Here is a 21,198-nt window from a genome sequence, read left to right as displayed (position 1 = left end):
ATGGCGAGTGAGTCGCCGCCGTTCTGGTGGGAGAAGCCGGATTGGCGCGCCTTTGCACTCTCGCCGCTGTCTTTCACTTACGGTTTTGTTGCCGGGCGGCGCATGCACACGGCGAAGCGGGAAAAGATTGCCGCTCCGGTGCTGTGTGTCGGCAACTTCACGGTTGGAGGAACCGGCAAGACCCCGGTGGCCATCGCCTTGGCGCGGCAGGCCAAGCGGATGCAACTGAATCCCGGCATTCTGTCACGCGGCCACGGTGGCGGCTTTTCCAGTCCGCATATCGTCGATCCATCCCACGACAGCGCCAAGCATGTCGGCGATGAGCCGCTGCTTTTGGCCGAACATGCACCAGTTGCAGTGACACCCAATCGTGCTGCAGGAGCACAGTTACTGATCGACAGGCATGGTTGCGATTTCCTCATCATGGATGATGGCTTTCAAAGCGCGCGCATCCATATCGACTATGCGCTTGTCGTAGTTGATGCGCGTTACGGGCTGGGTAATGGCAGGGTCATTCCTGCAGGGCCGTTGCGGGCCAGGGTGGTCGACCAACTCGTCTACACGAGTTCGTTGCTGAAAATGGGGGAGGGAACGGCCGCCGACCGGGTCGTCCGTCAGGCCGCTCGTGCCGGCAAGCCGATCTACGAGGCGCGAACGCGTCCGCGCGGCAAGAAAGCTTTTGCAGGCAAGCGGTTCCTGGCCTTTGCCGGCATAGGTCATCCGGACAAATTCTTCGATACCGTGGCCGAGACTGGCGCGATTGTGGCGCTGTCGCGCTCCTTTCCTGACCATCATGTCTATGGCGAGGACGAACTTGCCGAGTTGTTGAAGACCGCGCGAGACAACGACGTGCGCTTGATCACGACAGCCAAGGATGCAGCGCGCCTTCGCCACGGAGCAGCGTCTGCTGATTTTCTGGAACAGCTGGATGTTATCGAGATCGACGCGGTGTTCGAGCAGGATTACGCGCCGACCCGCATTATCAATGAAACGGTTGACGCATGGCGGCTACGCCGGCTTAAGGGCTAGTGCTGCCTGGTCCGGAATAAGGTTGCGGACGGCTTTTACCGGCGGCTCCGCCACTCCGGATGCGTCTCCAATTCCCGATTGAAAGACACATTGGCGCTAACGTAGGGCTCCTGCCTTGCAACGCTCCAGTATTTGAGTTCGTCGAGAGGTATGGCTTCACCAGTAACGGCGCAGCGCACGAATGCGCCGGGGCTTGTCACCTGGAAATCCCCATCGAGGTAACGAATACGAGCTTCCCGGCTACCCGGTCCTTCAAAGCGGTTCATCATGTGAGCGTACCAAACCTCATGTGCATGTCATCGCCATAAATCGGCATCGAGGTCAAGCGTCGCCGGGTTGCATACCCGCGTGGTCCGCCACAAGGAAGGTGTCGATCTGTTGAGGATCAACCCCAGCCTGTTTGCCGATACGGCGCGCCAGTTCGACGGCCGCTTTCCTGGGGCGGCCAATCGGGCGGTCCAGCCAATAGGATACCGGGTTGAGGGCACTGCGTTCATCGGCGGCTACGATACGCCCGCTTTCCAGTTGCTGTACTGTGAGAGGAGGGCGTGCCAGCGCGATGCCAAGGCCATGGGCTGCCGCATCCAGCACCAGATTGTAGTCCTCGAAACGGCGGTCATGGGGGCGCGGCCGGTAGTCAATGCCTTGCGAGGCGAACCATGCGCGCCATGCAGAGGCGTCGGAATCATGCACGATCGGATATTTCAGAAGCCGGGCGGCACAGCCCTTGCCAATTTCTTTGGCGAGGGCAGGCGAAGCGATAGGAAAGCAATGCTCCTCGAACAGTTGCAGCGAAACGCGCCCCGGGATTCGGCCGCGTCCGCAACGGATCGACAGATCAATGCCTTCATCGGCGAGATCCGCCTGGCGGATATCGACATCGAGGACAATCCGAAGACGTGGGTCGCCACTCTCAAGAGCGGAAAGGCGAGGCATCAACCACAACCCGCTGATCGAGGGGATCGACGTGAGGCGAACCACCGCCGCACCACGCGGCTCGACCCATCGGTCAGACGTGTCAGCGATCAGGGCAAAGGCTTCGCTTGTGCGAATGTGCAGGCGCTGACCCTCAAGGGTAAGCGAAACGCCGCGCGCGCCGCGCTCGAACAGCTTGAGGCCGAGCCAGCCTTCCAGCTTGGCAATCTGCCGGCTAATTGCGCCATGCGTGATGTTCAGTTTTTCGGCCGCATTCGAAAAGCTGCCGGTTCGCGCGGCGGCGTCGAAGGCACGCAGCGTTTCCAACGGCAGCATCGCATCTAAGCTGTGATCCATAGTCACAGCTCATCCTTCAATTGTTCGTTTGTCAACAGGTGCCAAGCGGTGCTCATTAAGCGGAAGGAATCGGAAGGAAATGACATGAACTCGGCAGCCGACATTCGGGATACCCGCAAGAAGACGGATGCTATCGCAGGCGTTGCTGTCGCACTCACGGTTGTCGGTTGGGCATCGGCATTTCCCGCGATCCGGGCGGGATTGGAAGCATTCGGCCCGCTTGAACTCGGCGCATTGCGCTTTGCAATCGCGGCGGTTCCGGCTGCGATATATCTTGCTATTGCCAGACCCGCGCTTCCCAAGTTGAACGAGTTCTGGCGGTTTGCCTTCGGCGGCGTCGTCTTCGTTGCGCTCTATACGGCCATGCTCAACATTGGCGAGCAGACCGTGACCGCAGGGGCCGCAAGCTTCATCATCAATGTCAGCCCCATCTTCACCGCGATCATGGCAATGTTGGTGTTGGGCGAGCGGTTTCCGCCTGTCGCCTGGGCCGGAACATTTGTCTCTTTTGCAGGTATCGGCATCATCGCAATGGGAGAAAGCAAGGGTATCCAATTCAATACCGGGACGCTGCTGGTGCTGGGGGCGGCCCTATGCTCGGCCACCAACACAATTGTCCAGAAACCCTTGTTTTCACATCATCATCCGCTGAGCGTCGCGGCATGGAACATAGTTCTGGGTGCATTGTGCCTGGCGCCATTCCTGCCAAATGGGCTGGCTGAGATGCAGGTCGCCGATACAGCCGGATTGGGTGCAGTTATATACCTCGCCATCGTGCCAAGCCTGATCGCCTATGCCGCATGGGCAACAGCCCTGTCACGTTTGCCGGCTGCCCGGGCTACGAACTTTCTCTACTGCATCTCGCCGGTTGCGACGGTGATCGGCTTCTTCTGGCTTGGTGAAGTGCCGACGTTACTGGGTATCATAGGAGGGGTTTTGGCCCTGGGCGGCGTGGCAATCGTCAATTTCAAGCGCTAGGCGATAGAATATCTCGCCCTACATCAACGTCTGCCGAACAACCTCTCGATATCGGCAAGCTTGAGCTCGACATAGGTGGGTCGGCCATGATTGCAGGTGCCGGACCCCGGCGTTGCCTCCATCTGGCGCAACAAGGCGTTCATCTCGTCCGGCTTCATCAAGCGACCGGAGCGCACGGAACCGTGGCAGGCCATAGTTGCTGCAATGTAGTGGAGGCGTTCCTTCAGCGTATCTGTTGTGTCGTTGTCGGCAATCTCGTCGGCAAGGTCGCGAACCAACTGCTGGGTGTTCACTTCTCCCAGCATTGCAGGTGTCTCGCGAACAGCCACTGCTCCTGGCCCGAAGCGCTCGATGCCCAACCCGAAACGGGCAAGGGTTTCGGTGTGAAGGGCAAGCCGCTCGACATCTTCTTCCGGCAGATCGACTATTTCGGGTAGAAGCAACATTTGCGAGGGCAGGGGCCGCGAATGCAGCGCGTTCTTGAGTGCCTCGTAGACGAGCCTTTCATGCGCCGCGTGTTGGTCGACAATAACCAGCGAGTCGCTGGTCTGCGCTACGATGTAATTCTGATGCACCTGAGCGCGGGCTGCGCCAAGTTGAGTACCGAGCAGGGCGTCCGGCGCTTCGCTTTGCCCCGCGCGGGCGTCCGCGCTAAGGGATACACCCGCATCGAAACTGGGTTGCGAACTTTCCGCAAAGCCGCCACGGAAATCCATATCAAGCGGCCGTTGGGGTGAGCGGTCAGGATCGAAGCCTGCTGAAGCCTGGCGGAACGACGCTTCATAATTTCGGTAGCCGTTCGATGTGCTGCCGCGATCATATGCAGATCCTTCCGTGCGAAATGCAGCCATCATGCCAGTTGCGCCCGTTGTGGCCGCACGAATACCGGCGCTCGCCAAGGCCTCTCGGATGGCGCCGACGATCAGGCCCCGCACGAGGCCGGGATCGCGGAAGCGCACGTCTGCCTTAGCCGGGTGAACATTTACGTCGACGGTGGCCGGATCGAGCGTCAGGAACAACACCGTGACGGCGTGACGATCCCGGGGCAGGACATCTGAAAATGCTCCGCGTATGGCCCCTGCGATCAGCTTGTCGCGAACCGGTCGGCCGTTGACATAGGCGTACTGCTGCAAGGCATTGGCCCGCGTGAATGACGGAATGGAGACGTGCCCTCGCAACCGCACGCCCTCGCGCTCGGCATCGATCTCAATCGAGTTCTTAGGAAAATCTGCACCCATAACCTGAGCTATACGCCGCAGGCTACCGTCAGAAGTATTGTCAGCGGCTGCGAGTTCCAACGTCGTGCGGTCCGCACCGGCCAGCGTGAAGCGCACGGCGGGGAAGGCAATGGCAATGCGCTTGATCACGTCGCTGGTGGCTGCGGTTTCAGCGCGTTCGCCCTTCATGAACTTCAATCGGGCGGGTGTGGCGAAAAACAGGTCCCGCACCTCGACCGTCGTGCCACGGTTGGCAGCCGCCGGCCTGACAGGCGCGACACGTCCACCTTCAATCCCGATTTCTGCAGCACTTTCACTGCTGGCGGTTCGGGAGCGGATGGACAACCGGGCAACCGAGCCGATCGAGGGCAGGGCCTCGCCCCGAAAGCCGAGCGAACGGATATCGTTGATGTCTTCAGACAGTTTTGAGGTGCAATGCCGGGCCACCGCCAGCGCCAATTCCTTATCCGGAATGCCGGCACCGTCGTCTGTCACGCGGATGAGGTTCAGGCCGCCGCCGGCGGTAACGATCTCGACACGAGAGGCATTGGCATCAAGTGCGTTCTCAACCAGTTCCTTGACCACGCTGGCGGGACGCTCGATCACCTCGCCAGCCGCGATCTGGTTGATCATCGTTTCGGATAGCTGATGGATTGGCATGGCGCGACATTAGCCGGATTCTGCCGGATGATGGAAGCTGCTGGCGCCTCAGCCGAGCCCCCATCCCCGCCCTTTTCGTTCAGGAGCAAATTTCGACGGGCGCGTTTCAATGTTTCTGCAAAGCGCCTTTCGCGAAGAGCGGGCTGTTGAGACGCTTCGCATAAGAAAAGCTCATGGCAATCATCATGATTTTCTCACGTTACAACCCTCATTCATCTGGCTAGCATGACGGGAGGGTATCTACAGGATCGGCCTCAACATGAACGCTCCAACTGCTTCCACAGCCGAACAACCTGCTCGACGTGAGCGGGGCGGACGCAGTGCCCGCCGGGAACTGCGCTCACATGGCCAGCAAGGGCATGGTCGGCCCTACATCATCCGGAACATTCCAACCTACGATATCCTTTCAGAAGAAAATCTGCTCCGCATTGAGCACACGGCAGACCGTATCCTTGCCGAGATCGGCATCGAATTCCGGGATGATCCGGTGGCGCTTGACCATTGGAAACGGGCAGGGGCGGATATTGATGGCGTGCTGGTCAAGTTCGAGCCGGGCATGCTGCGCGAAATTCTGAAGACCGCGCCTGCCAGTTTCACGCAGCATGCGCGCAATCCGGCAAATTCTGTCGAGATCGGCGGCAAGAATGTGGTGTTTTCCCCAGCCTACGGCTCGCCTTTCGTCATGGATCTCGACAAGGGCCGTCGCTACGGCACCATCGAGGATTTCCGCAATTTCGTGAAATTGGCGCAGTCGTCTCCGTGGTTGCATCATTCCGGTGGCACGATCTGCGAACCGGTCGACGTGCCCGTCAACAAGCGCCACCTCGACATGGTCTACGCCCATGTAAAATATTCGGACCGCGCCTTTATGGGGTCGGTGACGGCCGAAAGCCGGGCTGAAGACTCGATCGATATGGCGCGTATCGTCTTCGGGCGCGATTTTGTCGACCGCAACTGCGTCATTCTTGGCAACGTCAATGTCAATTCGCCGCTGGTATGGGACGCGACGATGACGACTGCGCTGCGCGCCTATGCTCGCGCCAACCAGGCTGCAGTGATCGTGCCGTTCATCCTTGGCGGTGCGATGGGTCCGGTAACCAATGCAGGCGCCATCGCGCAATCCCTGGCCGAGACGATGGCTGGCTGCGCGCTGACGCAACTTGAGCGCCCCGGCGCACCGGTAATCTTCGGCAATTTCCTGTCTTCGATGTCGCTGCGTTCAGGTTCGCCGACGTTCGGAACACCGGAACCGGCAATAGGCTCGATGGTGATTGGCCAACTAGCCCGTAGGCTGAAACTGCCGCTTCGGTGCTCGGGCAACTTCACCACATCGAAATTGCCGGATGCGCATGCAATGAATGAAGGCACGATGTCGATGCTGGCAGCGGTCCATTGTGGCGCCAACTTCATCTTGCATTCGGCCGGCTTCCTCGATGGACTTTTGTCGATGTCCTACGAGAAATTCGTGATGGACGCCGATTTCTGTGGTGCTCTGCACACCTATCTCGACGGGGTAAAAATCGACGCCAATCAGTTGGCGCTCGACGCCTTCCGGGAAATCGGCCCGGGCAGCCACTTCTTCGGCAGCGCTCATACACTGGCGAACTATGAGACGGCGTTCTGGGATTCCGAGATTGCCGACAACGAACCATTCGAGAAATGGGAAGCGGCTGGCTCGGAGGATGCCGCCAAGCGCGCCAATCGCCGCTGGAAGAAAGCTCTGGCCGATTACGAGCCGCCGCCGCTCGATGAAGCTGTTGACGATGCGCTAAAGGATTTCATTGGCCGCAAAAAAGCCGAGATGCAGGACGCGTGGTACTGACGGAGTTGCTTCATCATCGAGGGGATAAAGATGAAACTGCCGTTGATCGCCACCGCTGCTTTGCTTTCCATGTCGGCGGGTGCGGTAGCCGGGCCGGCGTCCGATGCAGTGAAGTTCTTCTATTCCTCCGAAAGGTTCGTGGCAGACGCCAAGTATCGGGACCGGTTTGTAGAACCTGTAACGAGGCTCTTCGACCAGAACGACAAGGCATTGCAAAGCCCAGACTCCATGCCATGTATCGATGCCGATCCGGCGCTGGACGCGCAAGATTTCGACCAGGACCAACTGACAAAGACCCTGAAGCTTTCGGAGGTGGTGAACGGAGACGCGGCGGAGGTTACCGCCACGTTCAAGCTGTTTGCGGAAGGCGAAGGGTCAGATCGAGAAATGGTCTGGTCACTGACGAAAGTCGACGGCAAGTGGAAGATTGCCGATATCGCCTCGAAGACCAATGGCTGGCGGTTGAGCGAACTGGAATGCGTTTCGGGCCAAACGGAATAAGCCGTACTTCATCGGGCACGAGTTCTGCCCGGCCTCACCCGTTACCCCCGGCCCCGATAGGGAGCGACGCCGGTTTCTGGCAGCCACGCTCCTTCGGGCGGCGCGCCTGTTTGCCAGAACACATCGATAGGGATGCCACCGCGCGGGTACCAGTATCCGCCGATGCGCAGCCAAAGCGGCTTTGTTGCGGCGACGATGCGCCTGCCGATCATGACCGTGCATTCTTCGTGGAAAGCGCCGTGGTTGCGAAACGAAACCATGAACAGCTTCAGGGATTTCGATTCCACCAGCATGGCATCCGGTGCGTAGTCGATCACGATATGAGCGAAGTCCGGCTGTCCGGTGACAGGGCACAGCGAGGTAAACTCCGGACATGTGAAGCGCACGATGGCGGGCGGGCCGTCGCCTCTTGCGAATGGAACAGTTTCCAGGACCGCTTGTTCAGGACTGTCTGGCGTCACGACTCTGGCGCCAAGTTGGGTAAGGTGTTCGCTCTCTGTCATGGGATGCTCTGAAGTTTCGGGGCATGCAGGGGATGGCACAGCCAGCATCGATCATAAAGTGGGAAAACGATGGCCAGCAACGATCCGCTCCTCCAACCCTATCAGTTGAAACACCTGACGCTGAAGAATCGCGTCATGTCGACCAGCCACGAGCCGGCATACTCCGAGGACGGGATGCCGAAGGAGCGTTATCGCCTCTATCACGCCGAGAAGGCCAAGGGCGGGATGGCGCTGACAATGACCGCTGGATCGGCAATCGTTTCACGCGACAGCCCGGCCGCATTCGGCAATTTGCACGTCTACGACGATGCGATCGTTCCGTGGCTCTCGGAACTTGCCGACGCCTGCCACGAACACGACTGCAAGGTGATGATCCAGATCACGCATCTTGGCCGTCGCACCGGTTGGAACAAGGCGGATTGGCTGCCCGTTTTGTCAGCTTCACCAGTGCGAGAGCCTGCGCATCGGGCATTTCCGAAAACGATCGAAGATTGGGATATCGAACGCATCGTCAAGGACTATGCGTCCGCCGCCCAGCGCTGTCAGGCCGCAGGCCTGGATGGTATCGAGTTCGAAGCCTATGGCCATCTGATAGACGGGTTCTGGTCACCGGCTACCAACCATCGCGATGATGAATTCGGCGGCCCATTGATCAACCGGCTGCGCTTTACGGACATGGTTCTGGATGCGGTCCGTGCCGCTGTCGGCGACAAGTTCGTCGTCGGCATCCGGCTGGTTGCAGACGAAGATTTCGCAGCCGGCCTGTCGAAACAGGAAGGCGTGGAAATCGCGCAGCAACTGGCCAAGTCCGGAAAGGTCGATTTCCTCAACATCATCCGTGGTTCGATCGAGACGGATGCGGCACTGACCAAGGTCATCCCGGTCACCGGCATGCGTTCCTCCCCACATCTTGACTTTGCCAGCGAGGTGAGGGCGGCGACCAAATTCCCCACGTTCCACGCGGCACGCATTTCCGACGTCGCTACGGCCAGGCATGCAATCGCGAACGGCAAGCTCGACATGGTCGGCATGACGCGCGCGCATATTGCAGATCCTCACATCATCCGCAAAGTGATGGAGGGGCGCGAGCACGAGATCAGGCCATGTGTGGGTGCAACCTATTGCCTCGACCGCATTTATGAAGGCGGCGAGGCGCTGTGCGTTCACAACGCTGCAACGGGGCGCGAGGCATCCATTCCCCATACAATCCAGAAGGTAGGCGGCCCACACAGGAAGATCGTTGTGATAGGCGCGGGTGCCGCCGGCCTGGAGGCAGCGCGGGTGACAGCCGAACGGGGCCACGAGGTGGTCGTGCTGGAGGCATCCGGGCAGGCTGGTGGGCAGATACGCCTCGCCGCTCAAAACCCGCGCAGAAAAGAGCTTATCGGTATAGTCGACTGGCGACTGGCAGAGTTGGAGCGTCTCGGCGTCGATATCCGCTACGATACCTGGGCGGAAGCGGACGACGTGTTGGCGCTTGCTCCGGATGTCGTGGTGGTTGCAACCGGTGGTTTGCCACAGAATCCGCCGCTTGCCGCAGGTGATGACCTTGTCACATCGAGTTGGGACATAATGGCCGGCTCGGTCAAGCCGGCAGAGAATGTCCTGCTCTATGACGACAATGGTGGCCACCAGGGCATGGGAGCGGCTGAGTTGATAGCCGGTGCGGGCTCAAAACTGGAGCTTGTATCGCCTGAACGCTTTTTCGCGCCGGAAATGGGGGGCATGAACCATGTGCCCTATATGCGTTCGTTCCACGAGAAGGGCGTTACCATCACCATCAATACGCGGCTGCGCGCCGTGAGGCGCGACGGCAATCAACTGGTCGCGACGCTGGCTTCCGATTTCGCGGAAGGCTGGAGTGCTGAGCGCCGCGTCGACCAGATCGTTGTCGAGCATGGCACGGCGCCGCTGGACGATCTCTATCTTGCCCTTAAGCCGTTGTCTCGGAACCTTGGCGCCATCGACTATGAGCACCTCGTCAAGGGCGGTGACATCTTTCCCACGGGCAATCCCGACGGTAAATTTATCGTTTTCCGCATTGGCGACGCAGTGGCGTCGCGCAACATCCATGCGTCGATCTATGACGGGATTCGATACGGGATTCGCATCTAGCAGACGCGCAACAGGTTTCCGACGCTCATTCCTACCGAGCGCTAGGCAATGTGGCTCTTGACGACCTTGAGCTTTTGCGGGGCCGGCCGACGAGCTTCCAGCCATTTGCGCGCTTGCTCCTGCGGCATCGGGAAGGCGATGGAGTAGCCTTGCACCTGGTCGCAGCCGATTGCCATCAGTGAGTTCAGTTCGGCTTCCGTCTCCGCACCCTCGGCGACTATGGAAATGCCAAGCCCGCGCGCCAATTCGGTAATTGCACGCACGATCTTGGAGTTGTCGCCGTTTTCATTGATGCGCTGGACAAAGCGGCGATCAATCTTGAGACGGTCGATCTCGTTCGGATTGACGTGGCTGAGCGAAGCGTATCCCGTACCGAAGTCATCGAGTTCGAGATGGACGCCGGCGGCACGGATATGGCGCAGCTTTGCGGCAATACCCGTCTTTTCATCGTCAAGTATGACGGACTCGACGATCTCCAGCGACAGCTTTTGCGGTGGTAAGCCAGCCCGTTCGAGCGTGTCGAAAAGGAAGGCATCGAAGTCGATTTCCCGCAATTCCCCGCCTGAAACGTTGACGGCAAGGCGACCGAAAGGGATGCCTGCTCGGTACCACTCGGCTGCCTCACCGATCGCCTTGGTGATGACGATGCGGCCGACGCCGGACATATAGCCGCATTTCTCAGCGATCGGGATGAATTCGCCGGGCGAGATCATGCCGCGCGTCGGGTGCTGCCAGCGGACCAACGCTTCCACACCGGTGATGCGGCCGTCGGTGAGCGAGACTTGCGGCTGGAAATAGACCTGGAACGCCTTTTCAGCGATGGCGACGCGGATGTCCTGTTCAAGCTGCTTGCGATTTTCGAGTTCGCACCGCAATTCCTCCGAAAAGAAGGAGAAGGCGCCGCCGCCTTGCTTCTTGGCGCAGTAAAGCGCCAGGTCGGCATGAACCATGAGATCCTGGGCGTTGTCGGCGTCGACCGGGTACACGGCAATACCGGCGCTGGCACCCGGGAAAATGGTCACGCCCTGGAAGACCACTGGCTCATTGATGTTGGCGAGGATGCGGGTTGCCAGCATGTCGATGTCTTGCGTCGTGCCGGCGCCATTCAGCACCATGACGAATTCGTCGCCGCCGAGCCGCACGCACAGGTCGGAAGCTCGGCAGGAGTCGCGCATGCGCTGTGCGGTAACCACCAGAACATAGTCGCCGGCGGCATGTCCGAGCGTGTCGTTGATCTGCTTGAAGCGATCAAGGTCGAACTGGATTACTGCGATGCGCTCGCGCCGCCGCTTGGCTCCCTTGATGAGGGTATCGAAATGATCAGTCAGGAAGCTGCGGTTGTGCAGGCCGGTCAACCCATCATGGACGGCGATGAACGCCATAGAGTTGCGTGCATCGACCAGTTCGTGGGTCTTGCGCAGGATCGCATTGGACATCGGCCGGAAGATAAACAACGCAACCATGACCAACACGCCAAGGGTAGCGAAGAACAGCTTGCGGTGAAGATCGAGGAGGCTTTGCGAACGGACGTTGGCCTGCTCGTAAAGTCGATTCCCAAGCTCCGCATAGCCGGCGAGGGTGGCGTTGGCGACCGAAGCATCGAGCGGCACGTTGCCGTTCCCACCCTTATAGCCTTCGCCGGCAGGGCCGATATTCAGCGCCGTCTCGAATGCGGAGACCAAACGACGACCGTTCGCGGCAAGACTGACGGTGAAGTAGTCGAGATGAAACGGCTTGGCAAAAAGCACGTCTTCTATCGAGCCGGGGTCGATGCGAGCCGTGGCTTCCTGGTTCACGCCGGTCTGGTCGAGCAAAAGATCATAGTTGGTTTCGAACTGGTTGGTCGCATCCTTGAGAGATGCGACAAGCGCTGGCTGCTTGTCACGGGTCGATGTCTCGGTAGCGCCGGCAAGGAAGACGATACGCTGCGATAGCGTCTTCTGTGTCGCGACGATATCGAGCAGCGCCTTGTCGTGCTGCTGCGCGGTCATCATCTGCTGCAGGAGGATGAACGAAGCAAGCGCCATTGCCGCTATGATCAGCAGGGCGATCCAATATGCGCTTTTTATGAGGAAGACGAGCCTGCCTGAGACGGCTTGAACTGGCTGCTGCGACATGCTCCGGAACGCTTTCAATCACACGGATTCCACTAGCCGGCACCGTTGCAGAAAACAGGTTAACAGGACGAGAAACCGCAGCGTTTGCGGGCCAAACGTAACCAGAAGCTGACGGAATGGTTATCGTCTGCTTTCCATGCTCGATTCACTTTTCATTTGTTTGCCAAATTGGTCGCCGAGGCCTACTGCAAGGACAGAGTTTCACGTCGCATTCGCCGCTCATCGCAGGCGCATTTCGAGTGGATTTTTCATTCGGGCGGCGCGACAGTCGTGCCGTCAATCAGGATAAGATCATGACAGCTGCATTCCTTTCCCATCTCGATGGCGAGCTCGAGGCGTTGAAAGACGCTGGGCTCTACAAGTCCGAGCGGGTCATCACCTCGATGCAATCTGCCGAGATCGCCGTGTCGGGCGGGGGCAAGGTGCTTAATTTCTGCGCCAACAACTACCTCGGCCTTGCCGATAACGAGGACCTGCGCGAAGCGGCGTCAAAGGCGCTCGATCGGTATGGCTACGGCATGGCCTCAGTGCGCTTCATCTGCGGCACGCAGGAAGAACACAAGCAACTGGAAGCGCGCATTTCCAGCTTCCTCGGCATGGAGGACACGATCCTCTACGGCTCCTGCTTCGACGCCAATGGCGGCCTGTTCGAAACGCTGCTGGGCGAAGAAGATGCGGTTATCTCCGATGCGCTCAACCACGCTTCAATCATCGATGGGGTGCGGCTTTCCAAAGCCAAGCGTTTTCGCTACGCCAACAACGACATGGCGGCTCTTGAAGAAGAGCTGAAGAAGGCCGAGGGCAGCCGCTTCAAGCTGATCGCCACCGATGGCGTCTTCTCCATGGATGGCATCATCGCCAACCTGAAAGGTGTCTGCGATCTAGCCGAGAAGTATGGCGCAATGGTCATGGTCGACGACAGCCACGCTGTCGGTTTTGTCGGCAAGAGCGGGCGCGGATCGGCCGAGCATTGCGGCGTCGAGGGCAGGGTGGACATTATCACCGGCACGCTCGGCAAGGCGCTCGGCGGGGCGTCTGGCGGCTACACATCCGGCAAACGGCAGGTGGTGGACTGGCTGCGCCAGCGTTCGCGACCTTACCTTTTTTCGAACACGCTGATGCCGGCGATAGCGGGCGCTTCGCTGACGGTGTTCGATATCGTCGAACAGGGAGACGCGTTGCGGCAGCAGCTCGTCGCCAACGCTGCCCGCTTTCGTTCTTCCATGGGCAAGCTCGGATTTACGCTTGCCGGTGCCGATCACCCCATCATTCCGGTGATGCTGGGCGATGCGGCCCTCGCGCAGGAAATGGCGGCGCAGATGTTGAAGCGCGGCATCTATGTCATCGGCTTCTCGTTCCCGGTCGTGCCGAAGGGACAGGCGCGTATCCGCACGCAGATGTCCGCAGCACATTCGAGTGCCGATATCGACCGCGCCGTCGAGGCATTCGCAGCAGTCGGCCGCGAACTTGGCGTGATTGCCTGATCCAATTCAACAACTTGCAGGACCAATAAAATGTCGAACATGATGCGGGCACTGGTGAAGGCAAAGGCCGAACCGGGCATCTGGATGGAACAGGTTCCGGTTCCGGAAATCGGACCGAACGACGTTCTGATCAAGGTGAAGAAAACCGCGATCTGCGGCACCGACGTGCATATCTACAACTGGGACCAGTGGGCGCAAAAGACGGTACCGGTGCCGATGGTGACCGGGCACGAGTTCGTCGGCACGGTGGCGGATTTCGGCGCGGCGGTGACCGAATACAAGATCGGGCAGCGCGTTTCAGGCGAAGGCCATATCGTCTGCGGTCATTGCCGCAACTGCCGCGCGGGCAGGGGCCATCTGTGCCGCAATACGCTCGGCGTCGGCGTCAACCGGCCGGGTGCGTTCGGCGAATATCTCGCCATTCCGCAGCACAATGTCGTGCCGATCCCCGACGACGTGCCCGACGAGATCGCGGCGATCTTCGATCCGCTCGGCAATGCGGTTCATACGGCACTTTCCTTCGACCTCGTTGGCGAGGACGTGCTGGTGACGGGTGCCGGACCAATCGGCATCATGGGCGCGCTGGTGGCGCAGTGCGTCGGCGCGCGCAAGGTGGTGATTACCGACATCAATCCGGTTCGCCTCGAACTGGCCCGCAAGCTTGGCGTCCAACACGTCGTGGACGCTTCGAGGGAGAAGCTGAGGGACGTCATGCCATCGCTCGGCATGACCGAAGGTTTTGACGTGGGCCTCGAAATGTCGGGCGCCGCTCCCGCTTTCCGGGACATGATCGACACCATGAACAATGGCGGCAAGATCGCTATTCTCGGTATTGCGCCTACGGGCTTCGAGATCGACTGGAACAAGGTCATCTTCAAGATGCTGCATCTCAAGGGCATCTACGGCCGCGAGATGTTCGAAACCTGGTACAAGATGATCGCGCTCGTGCAGGGGCCGCTTGATGTGTCGGGGCTGATCACGCATCGCATCGGCATCGACGACTACATCAGCGGCTTCGAGGCGATGCGAAACGGCAGCGCCGGCAAAGTGGTGATGGACTGGTGAGGCACATCTATTCATTGCCACGCCCGGCTAACGGTTTCTTCCGAATCGCCGGCGCACTTCCGCATGACCACGGAATGGATCCCGGACAGCATCGCCATCGCTTTGCTCGGCTCGCTTCCGGGATGACGCGATGGGTGGGGATCGCCTCGCTGTAGGCGAACCGGTGAGGGGGCATATCTATTCATTGCCACGCTGCCTTTCGGCCCTGGCCATTGTCAAAGAACTGACCTCTGATAGGTCGGGAGGACGGGCGGCCGTTCGGTCGCTCGTTTAGTTAAGTAGTGCGGCCTTGCGGCCGCCCGTCCGGTGGCTTCCCTCAACCGGTGCAACGGCCATGCAGCGAGTAACCGCCGGCAACACGATGCCCGGTTCGAGGGCCGAACTTAGGGGTTCATCACCCAGCCGCCTACCGCAGACGACCAGCCCGGCACCGTCGCCCTTCCCTGATACCCGGTGCGCACCAGGTCTCCCGCAAGGGCGATGGGGATGAGTATGCGGGAAGGTGCTGAAGGTGGGGAAAAATGGAGCGATGGTTTTTTGCGGAGGTGAGTAGGATCAAGGGGTTGGCATCGGGTGTGGATAGGGAATCGGGTCGTTCGATCCACGGCCTCGCACGAGCCTTAACTCCTCCTCGATGGGGGAGGCCGCAGCGAAGCGGCGGGTGGGGGTGACAGGCTGCTCACCCACCCCACCCCTGCGGCGCGACCCTCCCCATCAAGGGGAGGGTAAAGCGCTTGCACGCTGCTGAGCTGGCCATATGCCTAAGCTGAAATCAAGAAGGTGCAGAATGGTCGGCGTCCAGTGCTCACGGTCGATGCTTTTCTGATTGAATTGCCCCGGTAGAGTGGAACTTATGAAAGCGTCAGATCGGCCAACGCCGCTTTACATACGGGTTGCTTGGCGCATCCTTGATGTGCTTGGCCGGGTTACCAGCAAATATGGTGTTGGGTGGGACGTTGCTGACAACCACGGCGCCCGCGCCGATTATGCATCCACTGCCAATTTCGACGGCGTCTACAATGCAGCAATTCGGCCCGATATAGACATTATCTCCTATCTTTGCCGGAGTGTTATTGTTTGACCCGATGGTGGTGAACTGGCTCAAATTGCAGTTGTTGCCTATCACCGTGTAGGGATGAACAACGAGGTTCATCTGGTGGCCGATGTATAGGCCGTAACCGATCTTGGTTCCCGCGGGAATTTGTATGCCTGTCTTCTTGGAAAGGCGATCGCGTGCAACCTTTGCAGCGAAACGGACCAATCCCTGCTTACTTTCGCACAACCTGAACCAGAAGCTGTATCTGAACGACCGATTTCGGACATACTGCCGCAAGAACGATCGCGCGGTGGTGTTCCCGCAATATCGATACAAGTCGCTTTTGATGTAATTGATTATGCTCATGCTCATGCTCATCTCGCTAGAGCAGTGACATTGCGCGTTTTGGCTGCGATCTCAAGTTTCAATCTGAAGCCATAGCTGTTCCGTCGTAAGACAGCTTGCCAAGCCTGACCGCGCTAGCAATTCCTGACATCAAGGAAGCCATATCATGGCTGGTCGGTCGGCTGGCACTCCGGGTCGGAGGCTCTCTTGCTAAAGGTGGCGAAGCCGGTCGCTTCTTGGGCATTTTATCCAAACTTCCGTTCCAGCGCGGCAAGGCCGGTCGTCAGCGCCGCCTGTTCGGATGTCGTAAGCCTGCCGAGCATCTGTTGCTCGAACGCCTTCGCCAGCGGCACCATGTTCCGATAGGCGTCGGAACCGGCCTTAGTCAGCGTGAGATGCTCGAGACGCCGGTCTGCATCGTCCTGCCGGCGTGTCAGCCAGCGCCGCCGTTCCAGTTCCGCAACGGCCCGCGATACCATCGTCTTGTGCATGGCGGACTGCTCTCCGAGTGCGGACGCGGTCATGGTGCCGTGCTGGCCAAGCCCCGCCAGCACGCGCCATTCGGGACGGGTGAGCCCGAAGTGATCCTTGTAAAGCCTTGAAAAATCGCGGCTGACAAGGTCGGCGAGGTGGTAGAGCCGATAGGGCAGGAAAGTTTCCAGATCGAGAATTTCAACTGTCATATGATGCCCTGCCTTCCAATGGGAAACTCGCGATGGCCATGCCGTTGATAGTTACAAAATAGATAGTTACGAATGCAACCAGTTTGGTGAGAACCTTGATCGCCACGGAGGATGCAATGGCTTTTTCCTACATGCCCGGTTTCGGCAACGATTTCGAAACGGAGACGCTGGCCGGTTCATTGCCGCAAGGCATGAACTCGCCGCAGCGGCCTGCCTACGGCCTCTACGCTGAGCAATTGTCTGGTTCGCCGTTTACGGCCCCGCGCGGCACCAATGAGCGCTCCTGGCTGTATCGCATTCGCCCGAGCGTGAAGCACACCGGGCGCTTCAAGGGCGTGAGCTACCCGCATTGGAAAACAGCGCCGAATGTCGGCGACCATGAGCTCGCACTTGGCCAATATCGCTGGAACCCGGTGCCGATGCCGGCAGAGCCGACCGATTTCATTTCCGGTATGCGCTCGATCACCACGGCAGGCGACGCGCTCGGTCAATCCGGCATGGCAGCACACATCTATGTCGCCAACAAATCGATGGTGGACGACCATTTCTTCAACGCAGACGGCGAGTTGCTTGTCGTGCCCCAGGTTGGGCGGCTGAACTTCGTCACCGAAATGGGCGTGATCGAGATGAAGCCCGGTGAAATCTGCGTATTGCCGCGCGGCCTCGTGTTCAAGGTCGAGTTGGTGGACAAGGAGGTTCGCGGCTATGTTTGTGAGAACTACGGCGCCAAGTTCACCATGCCAGACCGCGGACCGATCGGCGCGAACTGCCTTGCCAATCCGCGTGACTTCAAGACGCCTTGCGCGTGGTACGAGGAAAAGGAAACGCCTTGCCGTCTGATCGTGAAATGGTGCGGCTCATTCCACATTACCGAACTTGGTCAATCGCCGCTGGATGTGGTGGCGTGGCACGGGAACTATGCGCCGTATAAATATGATCTTGCTACGTTTTCTCCGGTCGGAGCAATCCTCTTCGATCACCCCGATCCGTCGATATTCACCGTGCTGACCGCGCCAAGCGGCGAGGACGGCACGGCCAATGTCGATTTTGTGATTTTCCCGCCGCGCTGGCTGGTTGCTGAAAACACCTTCCGGCCGCCGTGGTATCACCGCAACATCATGAGCGAGTTCATGGGTCTGATCCATGGCCAATACGACGCCAAGGAAGAGGGGTTTGTTCCGGGCGGCATGAGCCTGCACAACATGATGCTGGCGCACGGCCCGGATGCACCCGGATTCGAGAAGGCATCGCAGGCGGAATTGAAGCCGGTGAAGCTCGACAACACCATGGCGTTCATGTTCGAGACCCGCTTCCCGCAGATGTTGACGCGCTACGGCGCGGAACTGCCAACGCTGCAGGACAACTACATCGACTGCTGGAGTGACCTGAAGAAGCGCTTCAACGGAACGCCGGAAGGCGACTGGAGCTGACGCCCACGCCGGTTGTCTGCGCGAAACGAAAATCGACAGCTTGACGGCGACGCCCGCGGGGCGTTGTCATGGATTCTCGCGGAAGCCGCGAATGGGAGAGGAGCCCTTATGAAGCTTGCAACGTTGAAAGACGGGTCGCGCGACGGAAAACTGGTCGTCGTTTCCCGTGATCTGACGCGCTATACGGATGCGTCTTATCTGGTTCGAACGCTGCAAGCCGCATTGGACGATTGGGCCCGCATAGCGCCGCATCTCGAAACGCTTTCGGAATCGCTGGAAAACGGCGCGGTGCCTTCTTCTCGGTTTCACGAGCATGAGGCGCATTCGCCTCTGCCGCGTGCCTACCAGTGGGCTGACGGTTCGGCCTATGTCAACCATGTCGAGCTGGTGCGCAAGGCGCGCAACGCCGAGATGCCGGCCAGCTTCTGGACCGACCCGCTGATGTATCAGGGCGGTTCGGACAGCTTCATTGCACCGCGCGACAGTATTCGCATGGCGGACGAGGCGTGGGGCATCGACATGGAGGCTGAGATTGCGGTCATCGTCGACGATGTGCCGATGGACGCGAGCGTTGCTCAGGCGCGCGATGCGATCCGCCTCGTGATGCTGGTCAATGACGTCTCGCTGCGGAGCCTGATCCCGGCGGAGCTCGGCAAGGGTTTTGGCTTCTTCCAGTCCAAGCCGTCGTCGGCCTTTTCGCCTGTTGCGGTGACGCCGGACGAACTTGGCGATGCGTGGGACGGGGGCAAGGTTCACCTGCCGCTGGCCGTCGATCTGAATGGCAAGGCGTTCGGCCGCGCCAATGCCGGCGTGGACATGACCTTTGATTTCCCGACGCTGATTGCCCATGCGGCAAAGACGAGGCCGCTGGTCGCCGGCACAATCATCGGGTCGGGAACGGTTTCCAACAAGCTCGATGGCGGCGCGGGCAAGCCGGTGAGCGCCGGCGGCGCCGGCTATTCCTGCATCGCCGAGATGCGCATGGTGGAAACGATCGAAGGCGGGCAAGCCAAGACGCCTTTCCTGCATTTTGGCGACACGGTGCGCATCGAGATGAAGGATGCGTCCGGCCGCTCAATCTTCGGTGCGATCGAACAGAAGGTGGAGAAATACGAAAGCTGATTTGCAACAGCAGGCGGGGCGGGTTTCAGAGGGACGATCCGTGACCTTGATCGACCATTTCCGCCAGATGGCGCGCAACAATCTGTGGTCGAACGACCGTATGTACCGCGCTGTCCTGGCGCTTGCGCCGGGCGAGTTCGAAGCCGAGCGCACCAGCTTCTTTCCCTCCATCAGCGAAACGCTGAACCACATCCTCGCGGTCGATCTTCTCTATCTGGATTTCCTGGAGGAGGGGCCGCTTGGCGCTGCCGCATACGATGACTTTGTTCCGTTTGCGGATGCAAAGGCGCTGGGTGATGCGCAAGCTACAACTGACCGCCGACTGCTGAAATTCTGCGAGCGGATCGATGAGGCGGCGCTTGATCGGCAAGTTTCCACCGACCGGCGCGAGGACGGAAAAATCCCGGAGCGTATCGGCGATTTGCTGGCGCACCTGTTCATCCACCAGATCCACCATCGCGGACAGGTGCACGCCATGCTGTCCGGGACGTCGGTTAAGCCGCCGCAACTGGATGAATTCTTCCTCGACTATGACCTGAAGCTGAGGCGAGGAGAGGTCGAGCGGCTCGATTTGTGAGCCGCCCGAAAGGTCGGCGGCCTACTCTGCGGCCTGAACCTTGATGACGCCGCGGCGGATCTGGTCTTCCTCGATCGACTCGAACAGGGCGCGAAAATTGCCTTCGCCGAAGCCTTCGTCGCCCTTGCGTTGGATGAACTCGAAGAAGATCGGACCGATGACGGTCTTCGAGAATATCTGCAGCAGGATCTTGGTCATGCCGCCGTCAACGACGCCTTCGCCGTCGATGAGGATACCGTGCTTCTTCATGCGCTCGATCGGCTCATCGTGGCCGGTAACGCGGTCGAGGCTCTTCTCATAGTAGGTGTCGGGCGGGCCGGGCATGAATTTCAGCCCGTTGGTGTCCAGCCTGTCGGTGGCATCGTAGATTCCGTCAGTGCCGACGGCGATGTGCTGGATGCCTTCGCCCTTGTACTTCTTCAGGTACTCGACGATCTGGCTCGTCTCATCCTTGGATTCGTTGAGCGGGATGCGGATCTTGCCGCAAGGCGAGGTGATGGCGCGGCTGACCAGGCCGGTGATGCGGCCGTCGATGTCGAAATAGTGGATCTGCCTGAAACCGAACAGGTCGCGGTAGAAATCCCACCACTTGTCCATGTTGCCGCGATAGACGTTGTGGGTGAGGTGGTCGAGGTAATAGAAGCCGACGCCGGCCGGCTTTGCGTTGCGTGCGCCGAGCCATTCGAATTCGTCGTCATAGGCGGAGCCCTTGGCGCCATATTTCTCGACGAAATAGATCAGCGAGCCGCCGATACCGACGATGGCGGGCACGTCCAGCGCCTTGTCGTCGGCCAGGTAGGGCGTTGCGCCCTTGGAGACGGCGTGATCGAAGGCATGTTTTGCATCGACAACGCGCCAGGCCATCGAGGCGGCGCATGGGCCATGCTCGTCCACGAACTTCATCGCGTGCGAACCGGGTTCGGCGTTCACGATGTAGTTGATGTCGCCCTGCCGCCAGACGGTGATGTTCTTCGTCTTGTGCTTTGCAACGGGCGTGTAGCCCATGCGGGTGAACAGCTCGGCGAGCTTTTCCGGCTCGGGGTGGGCGAACTCGACGAACTCGAAGCCGTCGGTGCCAGCAGGGTTCGCTTCGCTGATCTTTGCGGGCGGGGCGTCGTGCGGGAAGGGACCCATGGCATTTCCTCCAATGCGGATACGGCCCGAAAGGACCATTTCACGCATTGTAGTCCCAAGATGGCGCACGGTGCTTGCATTCGCACGCCTCAAATGGTGATACTGCGC

The 21,198-nt window shown here is 59.6% G+C and carries 18 protein-coding genes; 10 read left to right on the top strand and 8 right to left on the bottom strand.

Going from position 1 to position 21,198, the window contains the following annotated elements:
- A complete protein-coding gene (lpxK, locus tag ACODTY_RS05135) occupies positions 1–1,029 on the top strand; it encodes a tetraacyldisaccharide 4'-kinase (RefSeq protein ID WP_488993212.1) in 1,029 nt (342 codons plus the stop codon).
- Positions 1,030–1,064: 35 nt separating this feature from the next.
- On the opposite strand, the gene ACODTY_RS05130 is transcribed toward lpxK, so the two are convergent.
- A complete protein-coding gene (locus ACODTY_RS05130; RefSeq protein ID WP_488993211.1) occupies positions 1,065–1,298 on the bottom strand; it encodes a DUF2093 domain-containing protein in 234 nt (77 codons plus the stop codon).
- A gap of 52 nt (positions 1,299–1,350) precedes the next feature.
- Positions 1,351–2,301 carry a LysR family transcriptional regulator gene (locus tag ACODTY_RS05125; protein WP_488993210.1) on the bottom strand — a complete coding sequence of 317 codons (951 nt, stop codon included), beginning with the start codon at positions 2,299–2,301 and terminating at the stop codon, positions 1,351–1,353.
- A gap of 84 nt (positions 2,302–2,385) precedes the next feature.
- Between ACODTY_RS05125 and ACODTY_RS05120 the strand changes: the two genes are divergently transcribed.
- Positions 2,386–3,279 carry a DMT family transporter gene (locus ACODTY_RS05120; protein WP_488993209.1) on the top strand — a complete coding sequence of 298 codons (894 nt, stop codon included), beginning with the start codon at positions 2,386–2,388 and terminating at the stop codon, positions 3,277–3,279.
- A gap of 23 nt (positions 3,280–3,302) precedes the next feature.
- Here the strand turns inward: ACODTY_RS05120 and mutL are convergent, their stop codons facing one another.
- Positions 3,303–5,156 (bottom strand): DNA mismatch repair endonuclease MutL, encoded by a 1,854-nt coding sequence (gene mutL, locus ACODTY_RS05115; RefSeq protein WP_488993208.1) that lies wholly within the window; start codon positions 5,154–5,156, stop codon positions 3,303–3,305.
- Positions 5,157–5,415: 259 nt separating this feature from the next.
- On the opposite strand from mutL, the gene ACODTY_RS05110 reads away from it, so the two are divergent.
- On the top strand, positions 5,416–6,978 hold the full coding sequence (locus ACODTY_RS05110; RefSeq protein ID WP_488993207.1) for a trimethylamine methyltransferase family protein: 1,563 nt from the start codon (positions 5,416–5,418) through the stop codon (positions 6,976–6,978).
- A gap of 30 nt (positions 6,979–7,008) precedes the next feature.
- Entirely contained in the window at positions 7,009–7,479 is a 471-nt protein-coding gene (locus ACODTY_RS05105; protein ID WP_488993206.1) for a DUF3828 domain-containing protein, read from the top strand.
- Between the two features lie 41 nt (positions 7,480–7,520).
- On the opposite strand, the gene queF is transcribed toward ACODTY_RS05105, so the two are convergent.
- Complete coding sequence (queF, locus tag ACODTY_RS05100) at positions 7,521–7,982, bottom strand: preQ(1) synthase (protein WP_488993205.1); 462 nt, start codon at positions 7,980–7,982, stop codon at positions 7,521–7,523.
- A gap of 69 nt (positions 7,983–8,051) precedes the next feature.
- On the opposite strand from queF, the gene ACODTY_RS05095 reads away from it, so the two are divergent.
- Positions 8,052–10,097, top strand: a complete 2,046-nt coding sequence (locus ACODTY_RS05095) for an oxidoreductase (RefSeq protein WP_488993204.1) — start codon at positions 8,052–8,054, stop codon at positions 10,095–10,097.
- A 41-nt stretch (positions 10,098–10,138) separates the two neighbouring features.
- On the opposite strand, the gene ACODTY_RS05090 is transcribed toward ACODTY_RS05095, so the two are convergent.
- Entirely contained in the window at positions 10,139–12,214 is a 2,076-nt protein-coding gene (locus tag ACODTY_RS05090; RefSeq protein ID WP_488993203.1) for a putative bifunctional diguanylate cyclase/phosphodiesterase, read from the bottom strand.
- A 293-nt stretch (positions 12,215–12,507) separates the two neighbouring features.
- Between ACODTY_RS05090 and ACODTY_RS05085 the strand changes: the two genes are divergently transcribed.
- Positions 12,508–13,698, top strand: coding sequence for a glycine C-acetyltransferase (locus ACODTY_RS05085; protein WP_488993202.1), 1,191 nt, complete (start codon positions 12,508–12,510; stop codon positions 13,696–13,698).
- A gap of 30 nt (positions 13,699–13,728) precedes the next feature.
- Positions 13,729–14,763 carry an L-threonine 3-dehydrogenase gene (gene tdh / locus ACODTY_RS05080; RefSeq protein ID WP_056244063.1) on the top strand — a complete coding sequence of 345 codons (1,035 nt, stop codon included), beginning with the start codon at positions 13,729–13,731 and terminating at the stop codon, positions 14,761–14,763.
- An 862-nt stretch (positions 14,764–15,625) separates the two neighbouring features.
- On the opposite strand, the gene ACODTY_RS05075 is transcribed toward tdh, so the two are convergent.
- A complete protein-coding gene (locus ACODTY_RS05075; protein ID WP_488993201.1) occupies positions 15,626–16,171 on the bottom strand; it encodes a serine O-acetyltransferase in 546 nt (181 codons plus the stop codon).
- 218 nt (positions 16,172–16,389) lie between these two features.
- Positions 16,390–16,827: a MarR family winged helix-turn-helix transcriptional regulator gene (locus ACODTY_RS05070; RefSeq protein WP_488993200.1), complete on the bottom strand. Its 438-nt coding sequence runs from the start codon at positions 16,825–16,827 to the stop codon at positions 16,390–16,392.
- Between the two features lie 116 nt (positions 16,828–16,943).
- Here ACODTY_RS05070 and hmgA point away from each other — a divergent pair, with 116 nt between their 5' ends.
- The 3 genes from hmgA to ACODTY_RS05055 all read left to right on the top strand — a co-directional run bounded on the left by hmgA (position 16,944) and on the right by ACODTY_RS05055 (position 19,956).
- The gene (hmgA, locus tag ACODTY_RS05065; RefSeq protein WP_488993199.1) at positions 16,944–18,257 is read left to right on the top strand and encodes a homogentisate 1,2-dioxygenase; all 1,314 of its coding nucleotides are present in this window, start codon (positions 16,944–16,946) and stop codon (positions 18,255–18,257) included.
- Positions 18,258–18,365: 108 nt separating this feature from the next.
- Entirely contained in the window at positions 18,366–19,379 is a 1,014-nt protein-coding gene (locus ACODTY_RS05060) for a fumarylacetoacetate hydrolase family protein (protein ID WP_488993198.1), read from the top strand.
- Between the two features lie 40 nt (positions 19,380–19,419).
- Entirely contained in the window at positions 19,420–19,956 is a 537-nt protein-coding gene (locus ACODTY_RS05055) for a DinB family protein (RefSeq protein ID WP_488993197.1), read from the top strand.
- A 21-nt stretch (positions 19,957–19,977) separates the two neighbouring features.
- Here ACODTY_RS05055 and hppD read toward each other — a convergent pair whose 3' ends face one another.
- The gene (gene hppD, locus ACODTY_RS05050) at positions 19,978–21,090 is read right to left on the bottom strand and encodes a 4-hydroxyphenylpyruvate dioxygenase (RefSeq protein WP_488993377.1); all 1,113 of its coding nucleotides are present in this window, start codon (positions 21,088–21,090) and stop codon (positions 19,978–19,980) included.
- Positions 21,091–21,198: the final 108 nt, after the last annotated feature.

The organism is Mesorhizobium sp. FG116, assembly GCF_057809835.1.
This window is presented reverse-complemented; position numbering and strand designations above follow the sequence as displayed.